Source organism: Streptomyces erythrochromogenes (assembly GCF_040684695.1).
Lineage (GTDB): Bacteria > Actinomycetota > Actinomycetes > Streptomycetales > Streptomycetaceae > Streptomyces > Streptomyces erythrochromogenes_C.
In genome coordinates this window covers 126,113-147,684 of sequence record NZ_JBFBGM010000021.1, presented here as the reverse complement: position 1 = coordinate 147,684, position 21,572 = coordinate 126,113, and the positions used below count along the sequence as shown (strand labels likewise).

General features: G+C 72.9%; 19 protein-coding genes and 1 rRNA gene. 12 read left to right on the top strand and 8 right to left on the bottom strand.

Going from position 1 to position 21,572, the window contains the following annotated elements:
* The 3 genes from rrf to AB0O53_RS27430 all read left to right on the top strand — a co-directional run.
* Window positions 1-91 (top strand): 5S ribosomal RNA (gene rrf, locus AB0O53_RS27440); the annotation flags it as partial.
* 152 nt (window positions 92-243) lie between these two features.
* Window positions 244-756 carry a hypothetical protein gene (locus AB0O53_RS27435; protein ID WP_350999205.1) on the top strand — a complete coding sequence of 171 codons (513 nt, stop codon included), beginning with the start codon at window positions 244-246 and terminating at the stop codon, window positions 754-756.
* A gap of 13 nt (window positions 757-769) precedes the next feature.
* The gene (locus AB0O53_RS27430; protein ID WP_350999202.1) at window positions 770-1,207 is read left to right on the top strand and encodes an ankyrin repeat domain-containing protein; all 438 of its coding nucleotides are present in this window, start codon (window positions 770-772) and stop codon (window positions 1,205-1,207) included.
* A gap of 6 nt (window positions 1,208-1,213) precedes the next feature.
* Here AB0O53_RS27430 and AB0O53_RS27425 read toward each other — a convergent pair whose 3' ends face one another.
* The 5 genes from AB0O53_RS27425 to AB0O53_RS27405 are packed head-to-tail and all read right to left on the bottom strand — an operon-like array spanning window position 1,214 to window position 6,698.
* Window positions 1,214-2,524 (bottom strand): DUF58 domain-containing protein, encoded by a 1,311-nt coding sequence (locus tag AB0O53_RS27425; RefSeq protein ID WP_365198984.1) that lies wholly within the window; start codon window positions 2,522-2,524, stop codon window positions 1,214-1,216.
* Entirely contained in the window at window positions 2,524-3,510 is a 987-nt protein-coding gene (locus AB0O53_RS27420) for an AAA family ATPase (RefSeq protein ID WP_365198981.1), read from the bottom strand. The genes AB0O53_RS27425 and AB0O53_RS27420 overlap by 1 nt, the downstream gene beginning before the upstream one ends.
* On the bottom strand, window positions 3,507-4,763 hold the full coding sequence (locus AB0O53_RS27415; protein WP_365198978.1) for a DUF4350 domain-containing protein: 1,257 nt from the start codon (window positions 4,761-4,763) through the stop codon (window positions 3,507-3,509). The genes AB0O53_RS27420 and AB0O53_RS27415 overlap by 4 nt, the downstream gene beginning before the upstream one ends.
* Window positions 4,760-5,440, bottom strand: coding sequence for a DUF4129 domain-containing protein (locus AB0O53_RS27410; protein WP_435886677.1), 681 nt, complete (start codon window positions 5,438-5,440; stop codon window positions 4,760-4,762). Before AB0O53_RS27410 ends, AB0O53_RS27415 begins: the two co-directional genes overlap by 4 nt.
* Before the next feature lie 7 nt (window positions 5,441-5,447).
* Window positions 5,448-6,698, bottom strand: a complete 1,251-nt coding sequence (locus AB0O53_RS27405) for a DUF7847 domain-containing protein (RefSeq protein ID WP_350999194.1) — start codon at window positions 6,696-6,698, stop codon at window positions 5,448-5,450.
* A 234-nt stretch (window positions 6,699-6,932) separates the two neighbouring features.
* Between AB0O53_RS27405 and mtrA the strand changes: the two genes are divergently transcribed.
* From mtrA to AB0O53_RS27375, 6 genes are all read left to right on the top strand, one after another.
* Window positions 6,933-7,622, top strand: coding sequence for a two-component system response regulator MtrA (gene mtrA, locus AB0O53_RS27400; RefSeq protein WP_189747360.1), 690 nt, complete (start codon window positions 6,933-6,935; stop codon window positions 7,620-7,622).
* A gap of 88 nt (window positions 7,623-7,710) precedes the next feature.
* Window positions 7,711-9,573, top strand: a complete 1,863-nt coding sequence (gene mtrB, locus AB0O53_RS27395) for an MtrAB system histidine kinase MtrB (protein ID WP_350999237.1) — start codon at window positions 7,711-7,713, stop codon at window positions 9,571-9,573.
* Entirely contained in the window at window positions 9,563-11,443 is a 1,881-nt protein-coding gene (locus AB0O53_RS27390) for an LpqB family beta-propeller domain-containing protein (protein ID WP_350999191.1), read from the top strand. The genes mtrB and AB0O53_RS27390 overlap by 11 nt, the downstream gene beginning before the upstream one ends.
* Window positions 11,444-11,538: 95 nt before the next feature.
* Entirely contained in the window at window positions 11,539-12,300 is a 762-nt protein-coding gene (locus AB0O53_RS27385; RefSeq protein ID WP_350999188.1) for a ComF family protein, read from the top strand.
* A 330-nt stretch (window positions 12,301-12,630) separates the two neighbouring features.
* Window positions 12,631-13,326, top strand: coding sequence for a ribosome hibernation-promoting factor, HPF/YfiA family (hpf, locus tag AB0O53_RS27380; protein WP_327419262.1), 696 nt, complete (start codon window positions 12,631-12,633; stop codon window positions 13,324-13,326).
* A gap of 191 nt (window positions 13,327-13,517) precedes the next feature.
* Complete coding sequence (locus AB0O53_RS27375) at window positions 13,518-14,270, top strand: response regulator (RefSeq protein WP_350999184.1); 753 nt, start codon at window positions 13,518-13,520, stop codon at window positions 14,268-14,270.
* A 72-nt stretch (window positions 14,271-14,342) separates the two neighbouring features.
* On the opposite strand, the gene AB0O53_RS27370 is transcribed toward AB0O53_RS27375, so the two are convergent.
* The gene (locus AB0O53_RS27370) at window positions 14,343-15,524 is read right to left on the bottom strand and encodes a winged helix-turn-helix domain-containing protein (protein WP_365198974.1); all 1,182 of its coding nucleotides are present in this window, start codon (window positions 15,522-15,524) and stop codon (window positions 14,343-14,345) included.
* A gap of 72 nt (window positions 15,525-15,596) precedes the next feature.
* Window positions 15,597-16,169, bottom strand: coding sequence for a GNAT family N-acetyltransferase (locus tag AB0O53_RS27365; protein WP_365198971.1), 573 nt, complete (start codon window positions 16,167-16,169; stop codon window positions 15,597-15,599).
* 239 nt (window positions 16,170-16,408) lie between these two features.
* Between AB0O53_RS27365 and secA the strand changes: the two genes are divergently transcribed.
* A complete protein-coding gene (gene secA / locus AB0O53_RS27360; protein ID WP_350999176.1) occupies window positions 16,409-19,198 on the top strand; it encodes a preprotein translocase subunit SecA in 2,790 nt (929 codons plus the stop codon).
* Between the two features lie 203 nt (window positions 19,199-19,401).
* Here secA and AB0O53_RS27355 read toward each other — a convergent pair whose 3' ends face one another.
* Entirely contained in the window at window positions 19,402-19,851 is a 450-nt protein-coding gene (locus AB0O53_RS27355; protein ID WP_350999173.1) for an Rv3235 family protein, read from the bottom strand.
* A 311-nt stretch (window positions 19,852-20,162) separates the two neighbouring features.
* Between AB0O53_RS27355 and AB0O53_RS27350 the strand changes: the two genes are divergently transcribed.
* Both AB0O53_RS27350 and AB0O53_RS27345 read left to right on the top strand, forming a co-directional pair.
* On the top strand, window positions 20,163-20,663 hold the full coding sequence (locus tag AB0O53_RS27350; protein ID WP_350999171.1) for a DUF6912 family protein: 501 nt from the start codon (window positions 20,163-20,165) through the stop codon (window positions 20,661-20,663).
* Entirely contained in the window at window positions 20,660-21,325 is a 666-nt protein-coding gene (locus AB0O53_RS27345; protein WP_350999169.1) for an HAD family hydrolase, read from the top strand. The genes AB0O53_RS27350 and AB0O53_RS27345 overlap by 4 nt, the downstream gene beginning before the upstream one ends.
* Window positions 21,326-21,572: the final 247 nt, after the last annotated feature.

Genomic DNA, 21,572 nt, shown 5'->3' with positions numbered 1-21,572 from the left:
GCCCGGTTACATTCCGAACCCGGAAGCTAAGCCTTTCAGCGCCGATGGTACTGCAGGGGGGACCCTGTGGGAGAGTAGGACGCCGCCGAACAATCATTGTGGGAAAGCCCCGCACCGTCATGGTGCGGGGCTTTTCTGCGTTCACGACCCGTTCAGGAGCTCCGGTTCGCGGGAAACCCGGCGGAAGCGGAACGGGTGTTCATATGATGTGCCTCCTTCAAACAGCTCAGGGTGGGGGCACGGATGCGCACAGTCGACGGCAGACGTATGCGGGGGACGGTCAAGAGACTGCTGGTCGGGCTGCTGGTGGCAGGCGTCACCGTTGCCTGCGGGCCCGCGGAGGGGGACGGGCCGGCGGTGTCGCTGCCACCCGCCGCCACCTCGGTGGTGCCGTCGCAGACGTCCGCCGAGCCTTCCCCGTCCCTCTCTCCTTCTCCCTCCGCGTCATCGACGCCCACGCCTTCGGCGTCGCCCTCTCCGGCCGCGGCCCCGCCGAGTCCTGCGGCCCCCGCGGCGACGCGTACCGCCGATCCGAAGCCGCCCGCCCCACGGACGACCAAGCCGACGGCGCCGGCGACGACGAAGGCGTCGGCACCGCCCGCGAAGGCGGAGTGCGAGATCGTCTCCAACGCCGGGAACTGCTACAACGCGGGCCAGTTCTGCCGAAAGGCCGACCTGGGCCGGTCCACCCACGCGGGAAACGGGCGCCTGATCCACTGCCGGCTGGACGGCAGCCAGCCGCGCTGGCAGTACTAGGGAACGAGCGACCGTGAACAGACGGCGGCAGAAGAAGCTGTCCAACCGCCTCACCGCGGCGGCCATGTTCGGAGACAGGACCGGCATCAACGCACTACTGCGGGCCGGGGCCTCCCCGGAGGCCGGTGACAGCGAGGGCACCACGCCCCTCTACGCGGCGTCCGTGACCGGAGCCACCGACAACGTCCTGTGCCTGCTGGCAGCGGGGGCCCTGCCCGACACCGAGAGCGGACGCGGTGACGAAGGCACACCGCTGTGCGCGTCCGCGTGCTGGGGCCACACTGACACGGTGCGCGCACTCCTCGCCCACGGTGCCGACCCCGATCTCCGCGAGGACCACGGCACGGGCCGTTCCCCGCTCGAATGGGCCATGACGGGTCCCCACCCCGAAACGATCGCCGTGCTCCTCGCCGCGGGCGCCCGACCGATACCAACGGCGGAAACCGTCTGATGGGACCTAGAGGCGGCCCGCGGCTTTGAGGGAGAGGTAGGCGTCGGCGAGGGAGGGGGCCAGGGTGTCGGGGGTGGCGTCGACGACGTGGACGCCGTGGCGGGCGAGCTGGTCGGCCGTGCGGTGGCGCTGGGCCCGGGTCTGGGTGGCGGCCGCGGCCTCGTAGACCGCGTCCACGCTGCCCCGGGAGGCGGCCATCGACGCGACGTGGGGGTCGGCCACCGAGGCCAGCAGAACCGTGTGGCGCTGCGTGAGACGCGGGAGGAGCGGGAGCAGGCCCTCTTCGATCGGGGCGGCGTCCAGGCTCGTCAGGAGGACCACCAGGGACCTGCGCGGGGCATTGCGGAGGATGGTCGACACCAGGGTGCGGGAGTCCGTCTCGACGAGTTCCGGTTCGAGGGTGGCCATCGCGTTCACGAAGGAGGGGAGCACGTCGGCCGCCGCACGTCCCTGGACCTGGGCGCGGGGGCGGCGGTCGTGGGCGAGGAGGTCCACCCGGTCGCCGGCGCGGGTGGCCAGGGCAGCGAGGAGGAGGGCCGCGTCCATGGAGGAGTCCAGGCGGGGGGAGTCGCCGACGCGGCCGGCCGAGGTGCGGCCGGTGTCGAGGCAGATCAGGATGTGCCGGTCGCGTTCGGGGCGCCAGGTGCGGACGGCCACCTTGGGCCGGCGGGCCGTGGCGCGCCAGTCGATGGAACGGGTGTCGTCCCCGGGGACGTAGTCGCGCAGGCTGTCGAACTCGGTGCCCTCGCCGCGGGTCAGGAGGCTGGTGCGGCCGTCCAGTTCGCGCAGCCGGGCCAGCCGGGACGGGAGGTGCTTGCGGCTGGTGAACGGCGGCAGGACGCGGACCGTCCACGGCACCGCCCGGGAACCCTGCCGGGCCCACAGGCCCAGCGGGCCGAACGAGCGGATCGTGACGCGGTTGGCGTGCCGGTCGCCGCGCCGGGTCGGGCGCAGGCGGGTGGTCAGGCGGCGGCGTTCGCCCGCCGGGACGACCACCTCGTGGCGGGACGCCGCCGTCTCCGTGCCCGGGACCCAGCTGCTCGGGGGCCACGCGTCGCGGACGCGGGCCCGGAGTTTGCGGGTGCCGGGGTTGGTGACGGTGAGGTGGACCTCGGCCGGTTCGCCCAGGCGGATGGAGGTGTCGCCGGAGCGGGCCAGTACCAGGCTGCGTACCGGTGCGGCCAGGGCGTAGTCGACCGCGCAGGCCAGCGCGATCGGGACGTTGACCGCGAGCATGCCCGCCCAGCTCGGCTCCAGCACGCCGACCGGGATGCTGCCGAGGGCCGCCAGCAGGGCGGCGCGTCCGGTGAGGGCCATCAGCGCGGGACGGGGACGTGGGCGAGGATCGCCGTGATGACGGCGTCGGCGTTGACGCCCTCCATCTCCGCCTCCGGGCGCAGCTGCACGCGGTGGCGCAGCGTCGGGAGGGACAGCGCCTTGACGTCGTCGGGGGTGACGTAGTCGCGGCCGGTGAGCCAGGCCCAGGCGCGGGAGGTGGCCAGCAGGGCGGTCGCGCCGCGCGGGGAGACGCCGAGGACGAGCGAGGGCGATTCGCGGGTGGCGCGGCAGATGTCGACGACGTAGCCGGCGATCTCGGGGGAGACCGAGACCCGGGCGACCGCGTCGCGGGCCGCTGCGAGCCCGGCCGCGTCGGCGACCGGGCGGAGGCCGGCGGCCTTCAGGTCGCGGGGGTCGAACCCGGCGGCGTGGCGGGTCAGGACGCCGATCTCGTCCTCGCGGGAGGGGAGGGGCACGGTGAGCTTGAGGAGGAAGCGGTCCAGCTGGGCCTCGGGCAGGGGGTACGTGCCCTCGTACTCGACCGGGTTCATGGTGGCGGCGACGAGGAACGGCTCGGGGAGCGCCCGGGGGGTGCCGTCGACGGTGACCTGGCGTTCCTCCATCGCCTCCAGGAGCGAGGACTGCGTCTTGGGCGGGGTCCGGTTGATCTCGTCCGCGAGGAGGAGGTTGGTGAAGACGGGGCCGTCCTGGAAGGAGAACTGGGCGGTGCGGGCGTCGTAGACGAGCGAGCCGGTGACGTCGCTGGGCATCAGGTCCGGGGTGAACTGGACGCGCTTGGTGTCGAGTTCCAGGGACGCCGCCAGCGCGCGCACGAGGAGGGTCTTGGCGACGCCCGGGACGCCTTCGAGGAGGACGTGGCCGCGGCACAGCAGCGCGACGACGAGGCCGGTGACGGCGGAGTCCTGACCGACCACGGCCTTGGCGATCTCGGTGCGGAGCGCTTCGAGGGAAGCGCGGGCGCTGTCCGCGGTCGCGGCCGTGGACTCGGTGGCCGGGTACGTCATGACGTGCGGACCTCTCTTTCGAGGGCGTCGAGGTGGTCGGCGAGCGCGACGAGCGCCGCGTCGTCGGAGGGGGTGGGGCCGAAGAGGAGGGCGGTCACGTCCCCGGGGCCGCCGGTCAGGCGGGCGGAGACGGCCGGGACGAGTGCGGCCGGTTCGTGGGCCCGGGTGGGCGGTACGCCGACCAGTGCGGCCAGGCGTTCGCGGGTGGCGGCGCGCAGCACGGTGGCGGCGCGGTCGCGGGCCCCGGCCTTGCGGTAGAGGCGGGCGCGGCCCTCGGTGGTCTCGGAGGCGCGGATGACGACGGGCAGCCTCTCGGTGACGAGGGGGCCCAGCCGGCGGGCGCGCCACAGGGCGGCGAGGACGGCGGCGAGGAAGAGCTGGAGCAGGGCCCAGGACCAGCCGGCCGGGACCAGTTCGAAGAGGCTCTTGTCCTCGTCCCCGGAGCCTGCGGACGGGTCGGAGTCCGCGAGGGACGGCAGGTACCAGACGAGGTCCGGGCGGGAGCCGAGGAGCTGGAGGGCGAGGGAGGCGTTGCCCTCCTCGGCGAGGCTCTCGTTGAGGAGGATCGTCTCGGAGCCGAGGAGGACCGTGTCGCCGCCGGTGGTGCCGGTGGGGAGGACGAGGAGGGTGGGGTGGCCGCCGCTGGGGTAGCAGGCGGTGGCTCCGGGGACGGAGGTGGTGTAGCGGAGTCCGCCGCCCGTGCCGGCGCGGCCGGCCGAGGTGGCGGCGGGCAGGGCGCAGCGCGGGTCGAGGTCGTCGGTGGTGGCGTCGCCCTCGGTGCGGACCCCGGGGGACAGGTCGGAGAGGCCGGCGTCGCCGGGGGCGAGGAGGACGGTGCGGCCGCCGGAGAGGTCGATGGCCGAGCGGATGGCGCTGCGCTGGGTGGCGCCGAGCAGGTCCGGTCGGGTGACGAGGAGGGTGGTGCGGGGGCCGGTCGCGTCGGCGGCCTCGCGGGCGGTGGTGACGACGCGGGTTGTGACGCCGCGCTCTTTGAGGAGCTCGGCGACGGCGCGGCTGCCGGTGGGGTCGGCGGAGCGGGGGTCGAGGTGGCCGTGGCGGGTGCCGGAGTTCAGGACGGCGAGGAGGACGGCGCCGGCGGCGACGACGGCGAGGACGGCGACGGTCAGGCGGGCCTTGCGTGTGGCCCGGCGGATGGTTGCGCGGGGCCCCGTGGCCGGTCCCGTGCCCGGTCCCGTGCCGGGGGCTCGGCCGGGGGCAGTGGCTTCGGCGGGGGCCGGGGTGGGGCCGGTCATGCGGTGGGTCCCGTCAGGAGCGGCTTGGCGCGGTCCAGGGTGAGGTCGAGGGTGCGCAGGCGGGCGTAGGCGTCGGCGTCGGCGGTGCGGCCGCCGTAGGTGATGTCGTCGAAGGTGCGGGCGGCGGCGCGGAGGTCGGCGGCGTGGTCGGGCAGGGAGAGCGCGGCCTCGGCGGCCGCCTCGTCTGCGGTGCGGCCCGGGCGCGGGTCCAGCAGGGTGCGCTCCTCCAGGGAGCGGACCACGGCGCGCATGCGTTCCTGTACGGCTTCGCTCCAGCGGCCGGCGGCGGCGTGGGCCTCGGCGGCGGTGCGGTGGTCGGCCGCGCTGCGGACGCCGTCGTCGAAGAGGGTGCCCGCGGCGGCGGCCGCGCGGCGGGGGGCGCCCAGGCGCCACCACAGGGCGGCGCCGGCGAGGACGACCAGGAGGACGATGGCGACCAGGCCCGCGGCGCCTCCGGGGGTCGCCCCGGAGGCGGCGCCGAACAGGTCGTCGAGCCAGTCGAAGAAGGCGCGCAGGGCGCGGTCCACCAGGCCCGGGTCGTTCTCGTGGTACATCGGCTTGGACAGTTCCCGCTCCGCCGCCTCCTGGGCGGGCGCGCGCGGTGTCGTCACCGGTGGTGTCTCCGCGGTCGGCAGGAGTGCCGCGGTGCGGGTGATGAGGCCCCCCGTGCTCATCATCGGTGGGTCAGCCTCCGGTCGTGCCGTAGTTCTCGATGCCGGCCGCCCGGGCGAGCTCCAGGTCGAGTCCTTCGCGGCGGATGCGCTGGTCGACGTAGAGGAGGACGGTGACGCCGGACTGGATGGGCATGATGATCGTCTGGGCGATGATCAGGCCGATGCCGGAGAAGATCAGCGGCCCCCACGCGGTCTGGGCGCTGCCGTCCTCCAGGGCGTCCATGCCGCCGCCGAGGGCGAAGACGCCGAACAGCTGGAACGGCGCCACGACCATCAGCGCGACCATGAAGGCGATCAGGCTGGTGAGCAGCGTGATGCCGAAGATGCGCCACCAGGAGCCGCCGACGAGCTTCGAGGAGCGCGCGAAGGCCTTGATGACGGTGCTCTTCTCCAGCATGAGGGCGGGAGAGGCCAGGCTGAACTTGATCCCGAGCCAGATGATGAGCGGCAGCCAGGCGACGAAGCCGACGACGGCCAGGCCGATGTTGCCCGCGAGGGCGCCGGGCAGGACCAGTACGGAGCCGAGCAGGATGATGCCGAAGGCCAGCAGCAGGGTCAGGCCGATCAGGCGGAGCAGCTGGGGGCGGGCCTCGCGCCAGGCGGTGGAGACCGAGGAGTGCTGGCCCAGGATGGCCCGGCTGAAGATCATCGTGAGCATCGCGGTGACCACGATCGTCCCGAGGACCTGGATGAACTGGTTGACCACCGATACGGCGAGGGAGCTGCCGAGGGTGTCGATCGCCTCTTCGGCGGTCATGTCCTCGGCCGAGCTCAGCGGCAGGTCGTTCAGCATGAACTTCTGCACGAGGACGCTGATCACCTGGATGACCGTGGCCACGACCAGGGTGATGGGCACGACGGAGCGCCAGTGGGTGCGCATGGTGGCGACCGAGCCGTCGAGGATCTCGCCGAGGCCCAGCGGGCGCAGCGGGATCACTCCGGGCTTGGCGGCGGCGGGGGGCTGGCTCCACTGGCCGGGGCCGCCCGGGTAGGCGGGCGGGCCGCCGTACGGGGTGCCGGGCGGCGTTCCCCAGCCGCCGGCCGGCGGTGCCGGGGGCTGCGGGGAGTCGGCGGGAGCGGTCGTGCCGGGGCTGGACCACTGGCCGGGGGGCGGCTGCTCGGCGGACCACTTGGGGTCGCCGGCGGGCCGTGCGGGCTGCTGCGCGCCGCCGTCGTCGCCCGGCCGGTCGGCGGGGGTGCCCTGCCGATCGCCGTCGGACGGAGAGGATCCGGGCGTAGCCCAGCCCGGAGAGTCGTTCATCGTCGCTCCTTCACATCCACCTGCTGCGGCGGGGGCGCTGGTCGCTGCCATCGTGCCACGTGAGGACCCCGAACGGACCAGCCGTCCCCCCGGTTGCCCGGCGGCCCGTACGTTCCATTGTCGCCCGGATCCGGGTCGGACCGGTCGAGCGGACGTCCACGCAGGTCCGAGGGGCGATTTCCAGCCCTTTTGGCTGTGGGACAGCTCACCGCCTTGTCACGATTGGCTAATGGGATGATGTCAACCATGAAGGGACGCGTCCTCGTCGTCGACGACGACACCGCGCTGGCCGAGATGCTCGGCATTGTGCTGCGGGGAGAAGGTTTTGAGCCGTCGTTCGTAGCGGACGGTGACAAGGCGCTGGCCGCCTTCCGGGAGGCGAAGCCCGATCTGGTCCTGTTGGACCTCATGCTGCCCGGTCGGGACGGCATAGAGGTGTGCAGGCTGATCAGGGCCGAGTCCGGCGTGCCGATCGTCATGCTCACCGCCAAGAGCGACACCGTGGATGTGGTCGTGGGCCTGGAGTCCGGGGCCGACGACTACATCGTCAAGCCGTTCAAGCCGAAGGAGCTGGTGGCCCGTATCCGGGCACGTCTGCGCCGGTCGGAGGAGCCCGCGCCCGAGCAGCTGGCCATCGGTGACCTGGTCATCGACGTGGCCGGGCACTCGGTCAAGCGCGACGGCGCCTCGATCGCCCTGACCCCGCTCGAGTTCGACCTGCTGGTCGCGCTCGCGCGCAAGCCCTGGCAGGTCTTCACCCGCGAGGTGCTGCTGGAGCAGGTCTGGGGCTACCGGCACGCGGCGGACACCCGCCTGGTCAACGTGCATGTGCAGCGTCTGCGCTCGAAGGTCGAGAAGGACCCGGAGCGCCCCGAGATCGTCGTGACGGTGCGCGGTGTCGGCTACAAGGCCGGACCCAGCTGACGTGCAGTCCGGCACCTCGGGCAGGGTCCGGGGCGGTTCCCGCCTGTGGACCGGCAGGCTGCTCCGGGACGGGGCGCCCGCCGGCAGGATGCTGCGGCTGTTCGTACGCCTCGTACGACGGCCGCTGCTTCCGGCTGTCCGGCTGTGGCGCCGCAACATCCAGCTCCGGGTGGTCGCGGCCACCCTGCTGATCTCGCTCTCGGTGGTCCTGGCCCTGGGATTCGTCGTGATCGCGCAGGTCAGCAAGGGCCTCCTCGACGCGAAGGAGGAGGCCGCGCAGAGCCAGGCCGCGGGCGGGTTCGCGGTGGCGCAGGAGAAGGCGAACACCCCCGCGACCGTGGACGGGCCCGACGCGACCGACAACAAGGTCGGCCGTGACGCCAGTACGTGGATGAACTCCCTGGTCAAGCAGCTGGCCAGTGGCGGGCAGACCGCCTTCGAGGTGGCCGCGCTCGGTGCCGGCACCGGGGAGCAGCCCCAGCCGGGCGCGCAGGGCGTACGCGGCGCCCGCGCCTCCGGGAACGTGGATCCGACGGCCAGTGTGCCGATCAGTCTGCGCCGGGCCGTCAATCACGCCACCGGCACGTTCAAGACCTTCTCGGAGATCCGCTACACCAGCGGGGCGGACAAGAAGGAGCCCGAGCCGGCGCTGGTCGTCGGCAAGCGGCTGACGGACATCAACGGGGACCCGTACGACCTGTACTACCTGTTCCCGCTGACCCAGGAGGAGGAGTCCCTCAACCTGGTCAAGTCCACCATCGCCACCGCCGGGCTGTTCGTCGTCGTGCTGCTGAGCGGTATCGCCTGGCTCGTCGTGCGCCAGGTGGTGAGCCCCGTACGGATGGCCGCCGGGATTGCCGAGCGGCTCTCGGCGGGCCGGCTCCAGGAGCGGATGAAGGTCACCGGCGAGGACGACATCGCCCGCCTCGGCGAGGCCTTCAACAAGATGGCGCAGAACCTCCAGAACAAGATCCAGCAGCTGGAGGAGCTGTCGCGGATGCAGCGCCGGTTCGTCTCGGACGTCAGCCACGAGCTGCGGACCCCGCTGACGACGGTGCGGATGGCCGCCGACGTCATCCACGACGCCCGCGTCGACTTCGACCCGGTGACCGCGCGCTCCGCCGAGCTGCTCGCCGGACAGCTCGACCGCTTCGAGTCGCTCCTCGCCGACCTGCTGGAGATCAGCCGCTTCGACGCCGGTGCGGCGGCCCTGGAGGCCGAGCCGATCGACCTGCGCGAGGTGGTGCGCCGCGTCATCGACGGGGCGGAGCCGCTGGCCGAGCACAAGGGCACCCGGATCCGGGTCCTCGGCGACTCCCAGCCGGTGATCGCCGAGGCGGACTCGCGGCGCGTCGAGCGGGTGCTGCGCAACCTCGTCGTCAACGCCGTGGAGCACGGCGAGGGGCGGGACGTGGTGGTCCGGCTGGCGTCCGCGGGCGGGGCCGTCGCCGTCGCCGTACGGGACTACGGCGTCGGGCTCAAGCCCGGCGAGGCGACCCGCGTCTTCAACCGTTTCTGGCGGGCCGACCCGGCGCGGGCGCGCACGACCGGCGGGACGGGCCTCGGCCTGTCCATCGCCGTCGAGGACGCCCGGCTGCACGGCGGCTGGCTCCAGGCCTGGGGCGAGCCGGGCGGCGGCTCGCAGTTCCGGCTGACGCTGCCGCGCACGGCGGACGAGCCGCTGCGGGGCTCGCCCATTCCGCTGGAGCCCGAGGACTCCCGGGCGAACCGGGCCAGGGCCGCCTCGGAGGCCGCGGCCGCGGCCTCCGCCGCCGGGGCGGAACGCCCGGCGTCCGAGTCCGGGGACCGCTCGCCGATACCGCCGCGTCCGCCCGTCGCCGGGGCGCAGTCGGTGCCCGCCGACCCGACCGCCCTGCCGGGGAACGGGGCCCGGGTCGTGGCCCGCCCCGCCGAGCAGGCACAACAGGAGGATCGAGCCGATGGACGGTGAGCCCGTGGACGCGCGGTGGGGGAGCGCACGGGTGAAGGGCCGGAGCCTGCGCACGGTGCGGGCGTACGCCTTTCCGGCGGCAGGGCTGCTCCTGGCGGGCTGCGCCTCGATGCCCAGCAGCGGTGAGATCCGCGCGGTGCAGGCCTCGCAGGGCGTGGACTCGCAGGTGCGGGTGTTCGGTGTACCGCCCGCGGACAAGGCCACTCCGGCGGAGATCGTCGACGGCTTCCTGGAGGCGATGACCAGCGACGACCCGCAGCTGGAGACCGCCCGCAAGTACCTGACGCCGGCCGCCGCGAAGTCCTGGAAGCCGAGTTCGGCCGTCACCGTGCTCTCCTCCGGCCTCAACCGGGTCGCGGTCCGGGGCGAGAAGGATCCCGAGGGGCCGCGCTGGAAGGTGACCGGCAAGAAGCTGGCGACCGTCGACGAGCACAGCGCGTACCAGCCGCAGACCGGCGCGAAGGAGTACGAGGAGCAGCTCCAGCTCGTCCAGGACGAGGACAAGCAGTGGCGCATCTCGACGCCGCCGAGCGGTCTCGTGCTCAGCGAGTCGGACTTCCAGCGCATCTACATGCCGGTGAACAAGTACTACTTCGCGGGCAGCACGCTCGTCGCCGACCCGGTCTACGTGCGCCAGCGCAGCGACCCCGATTCGCGGATGGACCCCACCACGCAGACGGTGCAGTCGCTGCTCGCCGGGCCGTCCCGGTGGCTAGCGCCGGTCGTGGAGTCGAGCTTCCCCACCGGTACGGAACTGCGCACGGGCACCAAGTCCCTTTCGTACGACGGCCAGAACACGCTGCGCGTGCCGCTGAACGAGAAGGTGGGCAACATCGCGCAGCCGCAGTGCAAGAAGATGGCCACCCAACTCCTGTACACGGTCAAGGACCTGACGGGTTCCCGGCTGGACCAGGTCGAACTGCTGCGCTCCTCCGACGACAAGACGTCGTCGCTGTGCTCGGTGACCTCGGTGAGCGCGGACGCGATCGCCAACCGGCCCAAGATCCCCGAGTTCCAGTACTTCGTCGACAACGACAAGCGGCTGGTCCGGATGAAGCTCGACGTGAGCAGCGACGACCAGCAGACCCGCACCGAGCCGGTGCCGGGGCCGCTGGCGACCGCTCCGGTGTTCAAGGTGAGCTCGGCGGCGGTCTCGCACGACGAGCGGCGCGCGGCCGTGGTCTCGGAGGACGGGCACGGGCTGTACGTCGTGTCGCTGGTCGGGGGCGGGCCGATGCCGGCGCAGGTGCCGATCGGCAGGGGCGGCAAGGCGGAGACGCTGACGGCGCCGAGCTGGGACGCCTCGGGCGACCTGTGGGTCGCGGACCGCGATCCGCAGCATCCGGGGCTGTGGCGGGTGCCGGGCGGCACGGGGACGCCCGAGAAGGTGCAGGTGGCGGGGCTGGACGGGCAGCGGATCGCCTCGCTGAAGGTGTCCGCCGACGGCGCGCGGATCGCGCTGCTGCTGGAGAAGGACGCCAACACCAAGGTCCTCTACATCGGGCGGGTCGAGCGGCCCGACGCGAAGGGCGACGTCTCCGCGGTGTCGGTGCGCGAGCTGCGTCCGGCGGCGCCGCAGATGGAGAACGTGACGACGATGAGCTGGGCGCCGCGGGGCCGGCTGCTGGTGGTGGGCCGCGAGAAGGGCGGGGTGCAGCAGGCCCGCTACATGCTGGCGGACGGCTCGATGGTGGCGGCGAGCCTGCCGGGGGCCACGGGGCTGGCCGAGGTCGCGGTCGCGGCCGCGGAGGACGAGTCGAAGCCGAAGCCGGTGGTGGCGTTCTCGGAGGACGGGATCGTCTGGCTGCCGCCGGGGGCGCAGTGGCGCACGGTGGTCGCGGGCGGCCGGTCTCCGGTCTACCCGGGCTGAGGCGCGGCCGGTCTCCGGTCCGTCCGGGCTGAGGCGCGGCCGGGCGGTCGTCCACAGGGGTGGCGGCCGGGGGCCCGGGCCGCCAGTGTGGAGCCATGCGGGGGTGGTGGCAGGAGCTCGCCGGGCTGGTCCTGCCGGTGGACTGCGCCGGGTGCGGTGCCGCCCGCGTACTGGTGTGCGCCGACTGCGGCTCCTCGCTCAGCGGGGCCGTGGCGGGGCTGGTGAGGCCGTCACCGCGTCCCGAGGGGCTGCCGGTGGTACAGGCGGCCGCCGCCTACGAGGGAGCCGTACGGGCCGTCCTGCTGGCCCACAAGGAGCGCGGGGCGCTCCCGCTGGCCGGGGTGCTGGGCGGCGCGCTGGCCGCGGCCGTCCTGGCGGGCGGAACGGGGCCCGGGCGGGGCGAGGTGGCGCTGGTGCCGGTCCCGTCGGCGCGGCGGCAGGTGAGGGCGCGCGGGCACGATCCGGCGCGCAGGATCGCGCTGGCCGCGGCGGGGCGGCTGCGGCGGGCCGGGGTTCCCGCGCGCGTGGCGCCCGTACTGGGGCTGCGGCGGGCGGTGGCGGACCAGGCGGGCCTGGGGGCCCGGCAGCGCCGGGAGAACCTCGCCGGGGCGCTGGAGGTGCGCCGGGACGGGGCACGGCTGACGGGCGGGGCCCGGATCGTACTGGTGGACGACGTGGTCACCACGGGGGCGACGCTGGCCGAGGCGGCCAGGGCGGTGCGCGCGGCGGGCCTGGCGGCACCGGCGGGGGCGACGGCGGCAGGACCGGCGCAGGGGCCGGGGGGCGTGCTGCGGGCAGCGGTGGTCGCCGCGCCGGCCGACGCCTTCGCGCGGGCTCCCCGGACGGCGGTGCGGTGACCTGCGGTGTCTCCGGGAGGAAAATCCCGTGAATACATTTGGAACTGGAGGGGAAGGCCCATCGTTGCAGGTAGTACGAGGGAACGGCCACTGGACTGGAAGTACGTGCCGGTAGCGGGTGCCGACAACCGTCATACAGAGATATGTTCGGTTGTAAGGAACTCAGGAGGCTGTTTCCTCGACTCCGAAGTCGGTGGGGTTTCGATCTCGCTGACGGGGGAGGAGGAGGTGAAAGTCGCCAAGTCCGAGGCTCCGGCCTTCACCGGAGTCTGGTGCGAAAGGGAGACGCTTCGCCCCGTCGGGCGGAGCTATCCGGGAACGGAGTTCTGCGTGGACATCGTCGTCAAGGGCCGCAAGACCGAGGTGCCCGAGCGGTTCCGCAAGCACGTGGCCGAGAAGCTGAATCCGGAGCGGATCCAGAAGCTCGACGCCAAGGTGATCAGCTTGGACGTCGAGGTGTCCAAGGAGCACAACCCGCGTCAGGCCGACCGTTCCGACCGCGTGGAGATCACCCTGCGTTCGCGGGGCCCGGTGATCCGGGCCGAGGCCGCCGCGGCCGACGCGTACGCGGCGCTGGACCTCGCTCAGGACAAGCTGGAGGCCCGGCTGCGCAAGCAGCACGACAAGCGCTACACCCGCCGTGGCAACGGCCGGCTCTCGGCGGCGGAGGTCGCCGACGTCGTGCCGGGCGTCGCGTCGCTCAACGGCAGTGGCCAGGTGGTCACCGAGGAGAAGACGGACGGGGTTCCGATCACCCGGATCGGATCCATCGAAGTGCAGGGCGAAGGCCCGCTCATCGTCCGCGAGAAGACCCACTCGGCCGCGCCCATGTCGCTCGACCAGGCCCTGTACGAGATGGAACTGGTCGGCCACGACTTCTATCTGTTCGTCGACTCCGAGACGAAGCTGCCCAGCGTCGTCTACCGGCGTCACGCCTATGACTACGGCGTCATCCACGTGAACCCCGACGGGGCCTCCAGCTCGGAGGAGCCGCGGGGCGGCGCGGGTGGCGCGCTCGGCGGCTGAGCAGACCGTTCGCTGCCCCCGCGGGACGCTCCGGCGTCCTCGCGGGGGCACCTGCATGGCGGGTATGCGCCAGGAGGTCCGCCGGCATCCCCCGCGGCGTGGTGCGGGCATGGAATCATGGCGGGCAGTCAACCGGCTGCGGAACGTGTCCGGTTGGCCCGGCAGCTCAGCACCATGCAGGGGGAGGGACGATGGCGGACAGCTTCGGTCCGGTACGCGCGGACGACGGCGCGGCCTGCCGCGGGGCGGACCCGTCGGCGGAGACCGACGGTGCGCCGGCCGGGGAGCCCATCCGGGTCCTCGTCGTCGACGACCACGCGCTCTTCCGGCGGGGACTGGAGATCGTCCTCGCCCAGGAGGAGGACATCCAGGTCGTCGGTGAGGCCGGGGACGGCGCGGAGGCGGTCGACAAGGCGGCCGACCTGCTGCCGGACATCGTGCTGATGGACGTGCGGATGCCCCGGCGCGGCGGCATCGAGGCGTGCACCTCGATCAAGGAGGTGGCCCCCTCCGCGAAGATCATCATGCTGACGATCAGCGACGAGGAGGCGGACCTCTACGACGCGATCAAGGCGGGCGCGACCGGCTACCTCCTCAAGGAGATCTCCACGGACGAGGTGGCCACGGCGATCCGGGCGGTGGCCGACGGCCAGTCGCAGATCAGCCCGTCGATGGCGTCGAAGCTCCTCACCGAGTTCAAGTCGATGATCCAGCGAACCGACGAGCGGCGGCTGGTGCCGGCGCCGAGGCTGACGGACCGGGAGCTGGAGGTCCTCAAACTGGTGGCCACCGGCATGAACAACCGCGACATCGCGAAGGAGTTGTTCATCTCCGAGAACACCGTGAAGAACCACGTCCGCAACATCCTGGAGAAGCTGCAGCTGCACTCCAGGATGGAGGCCGTGGTCTACGCGATGCGGGAGAAGATCCTGGAGATCCGCTAGCCGCGCGGGGCCGGTCCACGGGGGCGCCGCCCCGCCCCTGGGCCGCCCCGCCCGGGGCCGGTCGCGGGCCGGTCAGGTGCCCAGCGCCGCCAGCTCGGCGGTCACCGCGGCGGCCTCGGCGGCGTTCTGCGCACGCTCCACGCGGACCGCGTCGCAGCCGACCCACTCCGCCGCCTCCCGCAGGGCGCGCGCCATCGGCGCGGCGGCCGCGGGAGAGGTCAGGGAGAGCTGCCGGGCGACCAGGGTGCTGCCCTCGCGGGCCGGGTCGACGCGGCCCCGGAGCCGGCCGCCGGCCAGCAGCGGCATCGCGAAGTACCCGTGTATCCGCTTCGGCTTGGGGACGTACGCCTCCAGCCGGTGCGTGAAGCCGAAGATCCGCTCCGTGCGCGGACGGTCCCAGACCAGGGAGTCGAAGGGGGACAGCAGCGTCGTGCGGTGGCGGCCCCGCGGGGCCGACGCGAGGGCCGACGGGTCCGCCCAGGCGGGCTTGGCCCAGCCCTCCACCTCCACCGGGACCAGCCCGGACTCCGCGACGACCGCGTCGAACTGCTCCCCCTTGAGCCGGTGGTAGTCCGCGATGTCGGCGCGGGTGCCGACGCCGAGGGACCGGCCGGCCAGCGCGACCAGGCGGCGCAGGCACTCGCGGTCGTCGAGGTCGTCGTGGAGCAGCGCGTCGGGCACGGCCCGCTCGGGGAGGTCGTAGACCCTCTTCCAGCCGCGGCGCTCGCTGCACACCACCTCGCCTGTGTCGAGCAGCCACTCCACCGCGATCTTGGTCTCGGACCACTCGAACCACTCGCCGCCGTTCTTGGCGCCGCCCAGCTCGGTGGAGGTCAGCGGGCCGTCCGCCCGCAGCCGGTCCAGGACCGCCCGCGTCGACTGCTGCTTGTCCTGCAGGATGTGCCAGCGGTGGCCGCGCGCCCGGTTGGCCCGGCGGCGGAAGGCGAAATGCGGCCATTCCTCTATGGGCAGGATGCAGGCCGCGTGCGACCAGTACTCGAAGGCGTGCCGGTCGCTCCAGTAGGCCTGCTCCACGGCCTCGCGGCCGACCGCGCCGAGCCGCGCGTACGGGATCAGCTCGTGCGAGCGGGCCAGCACCGAGATGGTGTCGAGCTGGACGGCGCCCAGGTGGCGCAGGACCCCGCGGACCCCGCCGCGCCGGTCGGGGGCTCCGAGGAAGCCCTGCGCGCGCAGGGCGATCCGGCGGGCCTCGTCGGCGGACAGGGACACGGTCGGCGGCGGCAGGCTGGTCATGCGCCGAAGCCTAGGCCGTGCCACTGACAGCGGCCCCGATCCGCCGGACACCCCTGGCCGGACACCCCTTGCCTAGGCGGGGGAGGGCAGGTACGGCAGGCGCGAGGGCAGGTCCAGGTCGGAGGGGAGCAGGGCGCCGACGCGGCAGTCGCGCATGGTGCCGCGGTGGGAGATCCCGGCGCGCAGGATCCCTTCCTGGCGGAAGCCGGCCTTCTCGGCGACGGCCCGGGAGGCCGCGTTGCCGGTCTCGGCCCGCCATTCCAGCCGTCCGGCGCCGAGCTCGGCGAAGGCCCAGCGGGCGGCCGCGCCGAGCGCCTCGGTGACGTAGCCCCGGCCCCGGTGCTCCTTCACCGCCCAGAAGCCGACCTCGAACACGGACTCGCCGCGCGGGTGCACGCCCAGGGCCGCCACCAGCGGGCCCTCGGCGCCGAGCCGGACCGCGAAGCTGTAGGCGGTGTCCTCGCGCCAGCCGGACGGCACCGTTTCTTCCACCCAGGTGTCCGCGTGCGCGCGCCCGTAGGGGGAGGGCACCTCGTTCCAGCGCTGGATCTCGGGGTCCTGGCAGGCGGCGTACACCTCGGGGGCGTCCCCGGTGGCGAAGGGTCTAAGGACGAGGCGCTCGGTGGTCAGCGTGGTGGGCTCCATGCGCGGATTCTGCTGCCGGGGCGGGGCCCGGGGCGAACACTTTTCGGGAATCCCGGTGGGGGATGCGGCACCTTCGGCGTCCCCCGTACGTTCTCAATCCGGGCACCGTGCCCTCATGGGAACGGCGGACCTCCCGACGCGGCCGCGTCCTCGCTTACGATGGCCGTTGCGGTGGGGCCCACCTGCCGTGCCCGTGTACGTACAGTGCCCAGGCCCGACCGGCAAGGAGACCAGCCTCAGTGTCCGTCTTCAACAAGCTCATGCGTGCAGGCGAAGGCAAGATCCTGCGCAAACTGCACCGCATCGCGGACCAGGTCAACTCCATCGAAGAGGACTTCGTCAACCTCTCCGACGCCGAGTTGCGGGCGCTCACGGACGAGTACAAGCAGCGCTTCCAGGACGGTGAGAGCCTGGACGACCTGCTGCCCGAGGCCTTCGCGACGGTGCGCGAGGCGGCCAAGCGCGTCCTCGGCCAGCGCCACTACGACGTCCAGATCATGGGTGGCGCGGCGCTGCACCTCGGCTACGTCGCCGAGATGAAGACCGGTGAGGGCAAGACCCTCGTCGGCACCCTGCCCGCATACCTCAACGCGCTGTCCGGCAAGGGCGTCCACCTGATCACGGTGAACGACTACCTGGCCGAGCGCGACTCCGAGATGATGGGCCGCGTCCACAAGTTCCTGGGCCTGACCATCGGCTGCATCCTGGCGAACATGTCGCCCGCGCAGCGGCGCGAGCAGTACAACTGCGACATCACCTACGGCACGAACAACGAGTTCGGCTTCGACTACCTGCGCGACAACATGGCGTGGTCCCAGGACGAGCTCGTCCAGCGCGGCCACAACTTCGCCGTGGTCGACGAGGTCGACTCGATCCTCGTCGACGAGGCCCGCACCCCGCTGATCATCTCCGGTCCCGCGGACCAGGCCACGAAGTGGTACGCGGACTTCGCCAAGCTCGTCACCCGCCTGACCAAGGGCGAGGCCGGCCAGCCGCTCAAGGGCATCGAGGAGACCGGCGACTACGAGGTCGACGAGAAGAAGCGCACCGTCGGCATCCACGAGGCCGGTGTCGCCAAGGTCGAGGACTGGCTCGGCATCGAGAACCTCTACGAGTCGGTGAACACCCCGCTCGTCGGCTACCTGAACAACGCCATCAAGGCGAAGGAACTGTTCAAGAAGGACAAGGACTACGTCGTCATCGACGGCGAAGTCATGATCGTCGACGAGCACACCGGCCGTATCCTCGCCGGCCGCCGCTACAACGAGGGCATGCACCAGGCGATCGAGGCGAAGGAAGGGGTGGACATCAAGGACGAGAACCAGACCCTCGCCACGATCACCCTGCAGAACTTCTTCCGCCTGTACTCGAAGCTGTCGGGCATGACCGGTACGGCCATGACCGAGGCCGCCGAGTTCCACCAGATCTACAAGCTCGGCGTGGTCCCGATCCCGACCAACCGCGACATGGTCCGCAAGGACCAGCCCGACCTGATCTACCGGACCGAGGTCGCGAAGTTCGCCGCCGTCGTCGACGACATCGCGGAGAAGCACGAGACGGGCCAGCCGATCCTCGTCGGTACGACCTCGGTCGAGAAGTCCGAGTACCTCTCGCAGCAGCTCTCCAAGCGCGGCATCCCGCACGAGGTGCTCAACGCCAAGCAGCACGACCGTGAGGCGACGATCGTCGCCCAGGCCGGCCGCCGCGGCGCCGTCACCGTCGCCACCAACATGGCCGGCCGCGGTACCGACATCAAGCTCGGCGGCAACCCGGACGACCTCGCCGAGGCGGAGCTGCGCCAGCGCGGCCTGGACCCCGAGGAGCACATCGAGGAGTGGGCGCACGCCCTGCCCGAGGCGCTCACCCGGGCCGAGGCCGCCGTGAAGGCGGAGTTCGAGGAGGTCAAGGGGCTCGGCGGGCTGTACGTGCTGGGCACCGAGCGCCACGAGTCGCGCCGCATCGACAACCAGCTGCGCGGTCGTTCCGGCCGTCAGGGCGACCCGGGCGAGTCCCGCTTCTACCTGTCGCTCGGTGACGACCTGATGCGCCTGTTCAAGGCGCAGATGGTCGAGCGCGTCATGGCGATGGCGAACGTGCCGGACGACGTGCCGATCGAGAACAAGATGGTGACGCGTGCGATCGCGTCGGCCCAGTCGCAGGTCGAGACCCAGAACTTCGAGACGCGCAAGAACGTCCTGAAGTACGACGAGGTCCTCAACAACCAGCGCGAGGTCATCTACGGCGAGCGCCGCCGCGTCCTGGAGGGCGAGGACCTCCAGGAGCAGGTGCGCCACATGATGGACGACACGATCGACGCGTACATCGCGGCCGAGACGGTCGAGGGCTTCGCCGAGGAGTGGGACCTGGAGCGGCTGTGGAGCGCCTTCCGGCAGCTCTACCCGGTGAAGGTCACCACCGAGGAGCTGGAGGACGCCGCGGGCGACCGCGCGGGCATCACCGCCGAGTTCATCGCGGAGTCCGTCAAGGACGACATCCACGAGCAGTACGAGGCCCGCGAGAAGGCCCTCGGCTCCGAGATCATGCGCGAGCTGGAGCGGCGCGTGGTCCTGTCGGTGCTGGACCGCAAGTGGCGTGAGCACCTGTACGAGATGGACTACCTGCAGGAGGGCATCGGCCTGCGGGCGATGGCCCAGAAGGACCCGCTGGTCGAGTACCAGCGCGAGGGCTTCGACATGTTCAACGCCATGCAGGAGGGCATCAAGGAGGAGTCCGTCGGCTACCTGTTCAACCTGGAGGTCCAGGTCGAGCAGCAGGTCGAGGAGCTTCCGGTGCAGGACGCCGCGCCGTCGCTGACGAAGGAGCCGGCGGCCGCCGCCCGTCCGGAGATCCGGGCGAAGGGGCTGGACGCGCCGCAGCGTCCGGACCGGCTGCACTTCTCCGCGCCGACGGTCGACGGCGAGGGCGGCGTGATCGAGGGCGACTTCGACAGCGACGCGGGCGACGGCATGACGCGGGCCGAGCGCCGCAAGGCGCAGAAGGCCGCGGGCGGGCGTCGCCGCAAGAAGTAGCCCGCAGGCGGGTTGAGCTGTCGGCCGGGGCCGGACACCTTGTGGGTGTCCGGCCCCGGCCGTTTCGCTCCCGCGGGGGTTGCGGTGCGGTGCCCGTGCCGGTGCGCCGGCGGGTGCGGCGCCGTTGCGGGGGCGCTGCCCCGAGCCCCCGCGCCTCAATCGCCGGCGGGGCTTGAGGGGGCGGGGCTTGAGGGGTGGGGGAGTCATGGGCGGGGGCCCCGGATCTCCACCGCCGCGCAGCGCCAGCGCAGGTCCGGGCCCTGTTCCAGGCGGAAGGCCATGGCCGTGACCCGGTCGCCGGTGGCGATGCGGGCGAAGGCCTCGATGACGCCCGGGCCGGGGATGAAGCGGCCGCACTGGCGGACGACCGGTGACAGGCGTTCGCGCAGGGCCTGCTCGGCGGGGGCCAGGTTCACCAGCTGCTGGTAGGCCGGGCCGATGGTGTGGCCGAGGAGCGAGTGGACGGGGCGCCGGCCGCTGACCACGGCCAGCAGGCGTTCGGCGAACCAGTGGTGCGGGCCCGGGCGCAGGGCGGGCGGGGGACCCGCCGGGCGCCGCTGGTCGCGCCGTCCGGCGGGGCGGGTCCCGGAGCGGCCGGCGGGCCGGCGGCGGCCGCCGTTGCTGCCGATCGTGCCGCGCGTCGTGGTGTCCATCGCGATCTGCCCCCGTACAGGCCGGGCCCGGGCGGTACCGGGCGGTAACTTGATGGGGACCTTCTACGGTCGGCGAACACGCTCCGCAACCACCGGCCGGCCCCGGCCCGCGGCCGGCACCGTTCACCTATCCGAGTGCGCGCCCGCCGTGGCCGGGGCGCGCTGGCCCGGGGCCGCGGCAGCGGGTGGACGGGCGCCCCGCGGGCCGCCGCAGCCCGATGGGGTACGGCGGCCGTCACCCTGCCGGACCCCGGCCGGCCGCCTCCGAGTCGTATCCTGGGTGCGTTTCCGACTACCGAAAGCAGCCGGCCATGCGCGTGTACGTCCCCCTGACCCTCCCCGGGCTCGCCGAGGTGCACCAGGCGGGTGAGCTGGGCCCCGCCCCGCTGCGGGCGTACGCCGTCACCCCCGGCCTGCGCGAGTGGTACGTCTCGGACGACATCGAGGAGCTGGAGTACGCGGCCCTGGGCCGGGCCGCGGCCGCCTCGCTGCGGCTGCTCGCCGCCGACCCCGGCGCGCCCCGCCGGCGCGTCGTCGTCGCCCTCGACGTGGACGACAAGGCCGCCAGCGCCGCCCCCGGGGCCGACGAGGCCGCCCTCGGCCAGGTGAGCCTCGCCGCCGCCGTACGGCTCACCGTGGCCGCCGCCGTGCACGTGGACGCCGACGACGCCGACGAGGACGTGGCCGCCGCCGCGCTGGCGCTGCCCGCCGCCGACGGCGGGGACGAGGACGCGCAGGTCACCGTCGACGCGGCCGAGGACCACGAGCTGCTGTGGTTCGGCGTCCAGGAGATTCCGGGGCTGCTGAAATGACGCACACGAACCACATCGTCTGGGACTGGAACGGCACGCTGCTCCACGACATCGACGCCGTCATAGCCGCGACGAACGCCTCCTTCGCCGAGCTCGGCTTCGCGCCGATCAGCCTGGAGACGTACCGCGAGCTGTACGTCGTACCGGTGCCGAAGTTCTACGAGCGCCTCATGGGACGGCTGCCCACCGAGGAGGAGTGGCTCGTCATGGACGAGACCTTCCACCGCCACTACTGGGCCGAAGCCGCGGACTCCGGGCTCACCGACGGCGCCCGGGAACTGCTCCGGGACTGGCAGCTCGGCGGGCTCACCCAGTCCCTGCTGTCCCTCGCGCCCCACGACAGGCTCGTCCCGCTCGTGCGCGCCCACGGCATCGACGGGCACTTCCTGCGCGTCGACGGGCGGACCGGCCCCTCCCACACCTCCAAGGCGGGACATCTCGTACGCCACATGGAGGCCCTCGACGCAACGGGGGTGACCGCCGACCGTACGGTCCTCATCGGAGACGCCGTCGACGACGCGCTCGCGGCCGCGCACGTCGGAGCCCGTGCCGTCCTCTACACGGGCGGTTCGCACAGCCGCCGCAGTCTGGAATCAGCCGGAGTGCCGGTCGTGGACACCCTGGCGGAGGCCGTTCTGACAGCTCGCGAGCTGGCCGAATAGCGACTGGACGGGCCGCTGCACGGAAGCCCCGCAACGTCGCTGGCCAGAGTGTCAAAGTTCCACCCCAAGATTTGTACAGATGCAGCGAATGACGACCTGGGGGTAGGTCGGGATAGCCTTGTACCCGTGATCAGCGCGATATCCATCGGGGGCACTGGAGCCTCCGGCCTGCGCCCGGCGCACGACAGTGCCCGGGCCATCGCTGATCCCCGCCACCGGGACCTTCGGCCGATCTTGGCTCATTCCC

What these genes read in the sequence shown, in the direction of transcription:
- AB0O53_RS27435 (WP_350999205.1), top strand. Translation starts at nt 244, where the DNA reads ATGCGCACAGTCGACGGCAGACGTATGCGGGGGACGGTCAAGAGACTG.
- AB0O53_RS27425 (WP_365198984.1), bottom strand. Translation starts at nt 2,524, where the DNA reads ATGGCCCTCACCGGACGCGCCGCCCTGCTGGCGGCCCTCGGCAGCATC.
- AB0O53_RS27420 (WP_365198981.1), bottom strand. Translation starts at nt 3,510, where the DNA reads ATGACGTACCCGGCCACCGAGTCCACGGCCGCGACCGCGGACAGCGCC.
- AB0O53_RS27415 (WP_365198978.1), bottom strand. Translation starts at nt 4,763, where the DNA reads ATGACCGGCCCCACCCCGGCCCCCGCCGAAGCCACTGCCCCCGGCCGA.
- AB0O53_RS27410 (WP_435886677.1), bottom strand. Translation starts at nt 5,440, where the DNA reads ATGATGAGCACGGGGGGCCTCATCACCCGCACCGCGGCACTCCTGCCG.
- AB0O53_RS27405 (WP_350999194.1), bottom strand. Translation starts at nt 6,698, where the DNA reads ATGAACGACTCTCCGGGCTGGGCTACGCCCGGATCCTCTCCGTCCGAC.
- mtrA (WP_189747360.1), top strand. Translation starts at nt 6,933, where the DNA reads ATGATGTCAACCATGAAGGGACGCGTCCTCGTCGTCGACGACGACACC.
- mtrB (WP_350999237.1), top strand. Translation starts at nt 7,711, where the DNA reads ATGCTGCGGCTGTTCGTACGCCTCGTACGACGGCCGCTGCTTCCGGCT.
- AB0O53_RS27390 (WP_350999191.1), top strand. Translation starts at nt 9,563, where the DNA reads ATGGACGGTGAGCCCGTGGACGCGCGGTGGGGGAGCGCACGGGTGAAG.
- AB0O53_RS27385 (WP_350999188.1), top strand. Translation starts at nt 11,539, where the DNA reads ATGCGGGGGTGGTGGCAGGAGCTCGCCGGGCTGGTCCTGCCGGTGGAC.
- AB0O53_RS27375 (WP_350999184.1), top strand. Translation starts at nt 13,518, where the DNA reads ATGGCGGACAGCTTCGGTCCGGTACGCGCGGACGACGGCGCGGCCTGC.
- AB0O53_RS27370 (WP_365198974.1), bottom strand. Translation starts at nt 15,524, where the DNA reads ATGACCAGCCTGCCGCCGCCGACCGTGTCCCTGTCCGCCGACGAGGCC.
- AB0O53_RS27365 (WP_365198971.1), bottom strand. Translation starts at nt 16,169, where the DNA reads ATGGAGCCCACCACGCTGACCACCGAGCGCCTCGTCCTTAGACCCTTC.
- AB0O53_RS27355 (WP_350999173.1), bottom strand. Translation starts at nt 19,851, where the DNA reads ATGGACACCACGACGCGCGGCACGATCGGCAGCAACGGCGGCCGCCGC.
- AB0O53_RS27350 (WP_350999171.1), top strand. Translation starts at nt 20,163, where the DNA reads ATGCGCGTGTACGTCCCCCTGACCCTCCCCGGGCTCGCCGAGGTGCAC.
- AB0O53_RS27345 (WP_350999169.1), top strand. Translation starts at nt 20,660, where the DNA reads ATGACGCACACGAACCACATCGTCTGGGACTGGAACGGCACGCTGCTC.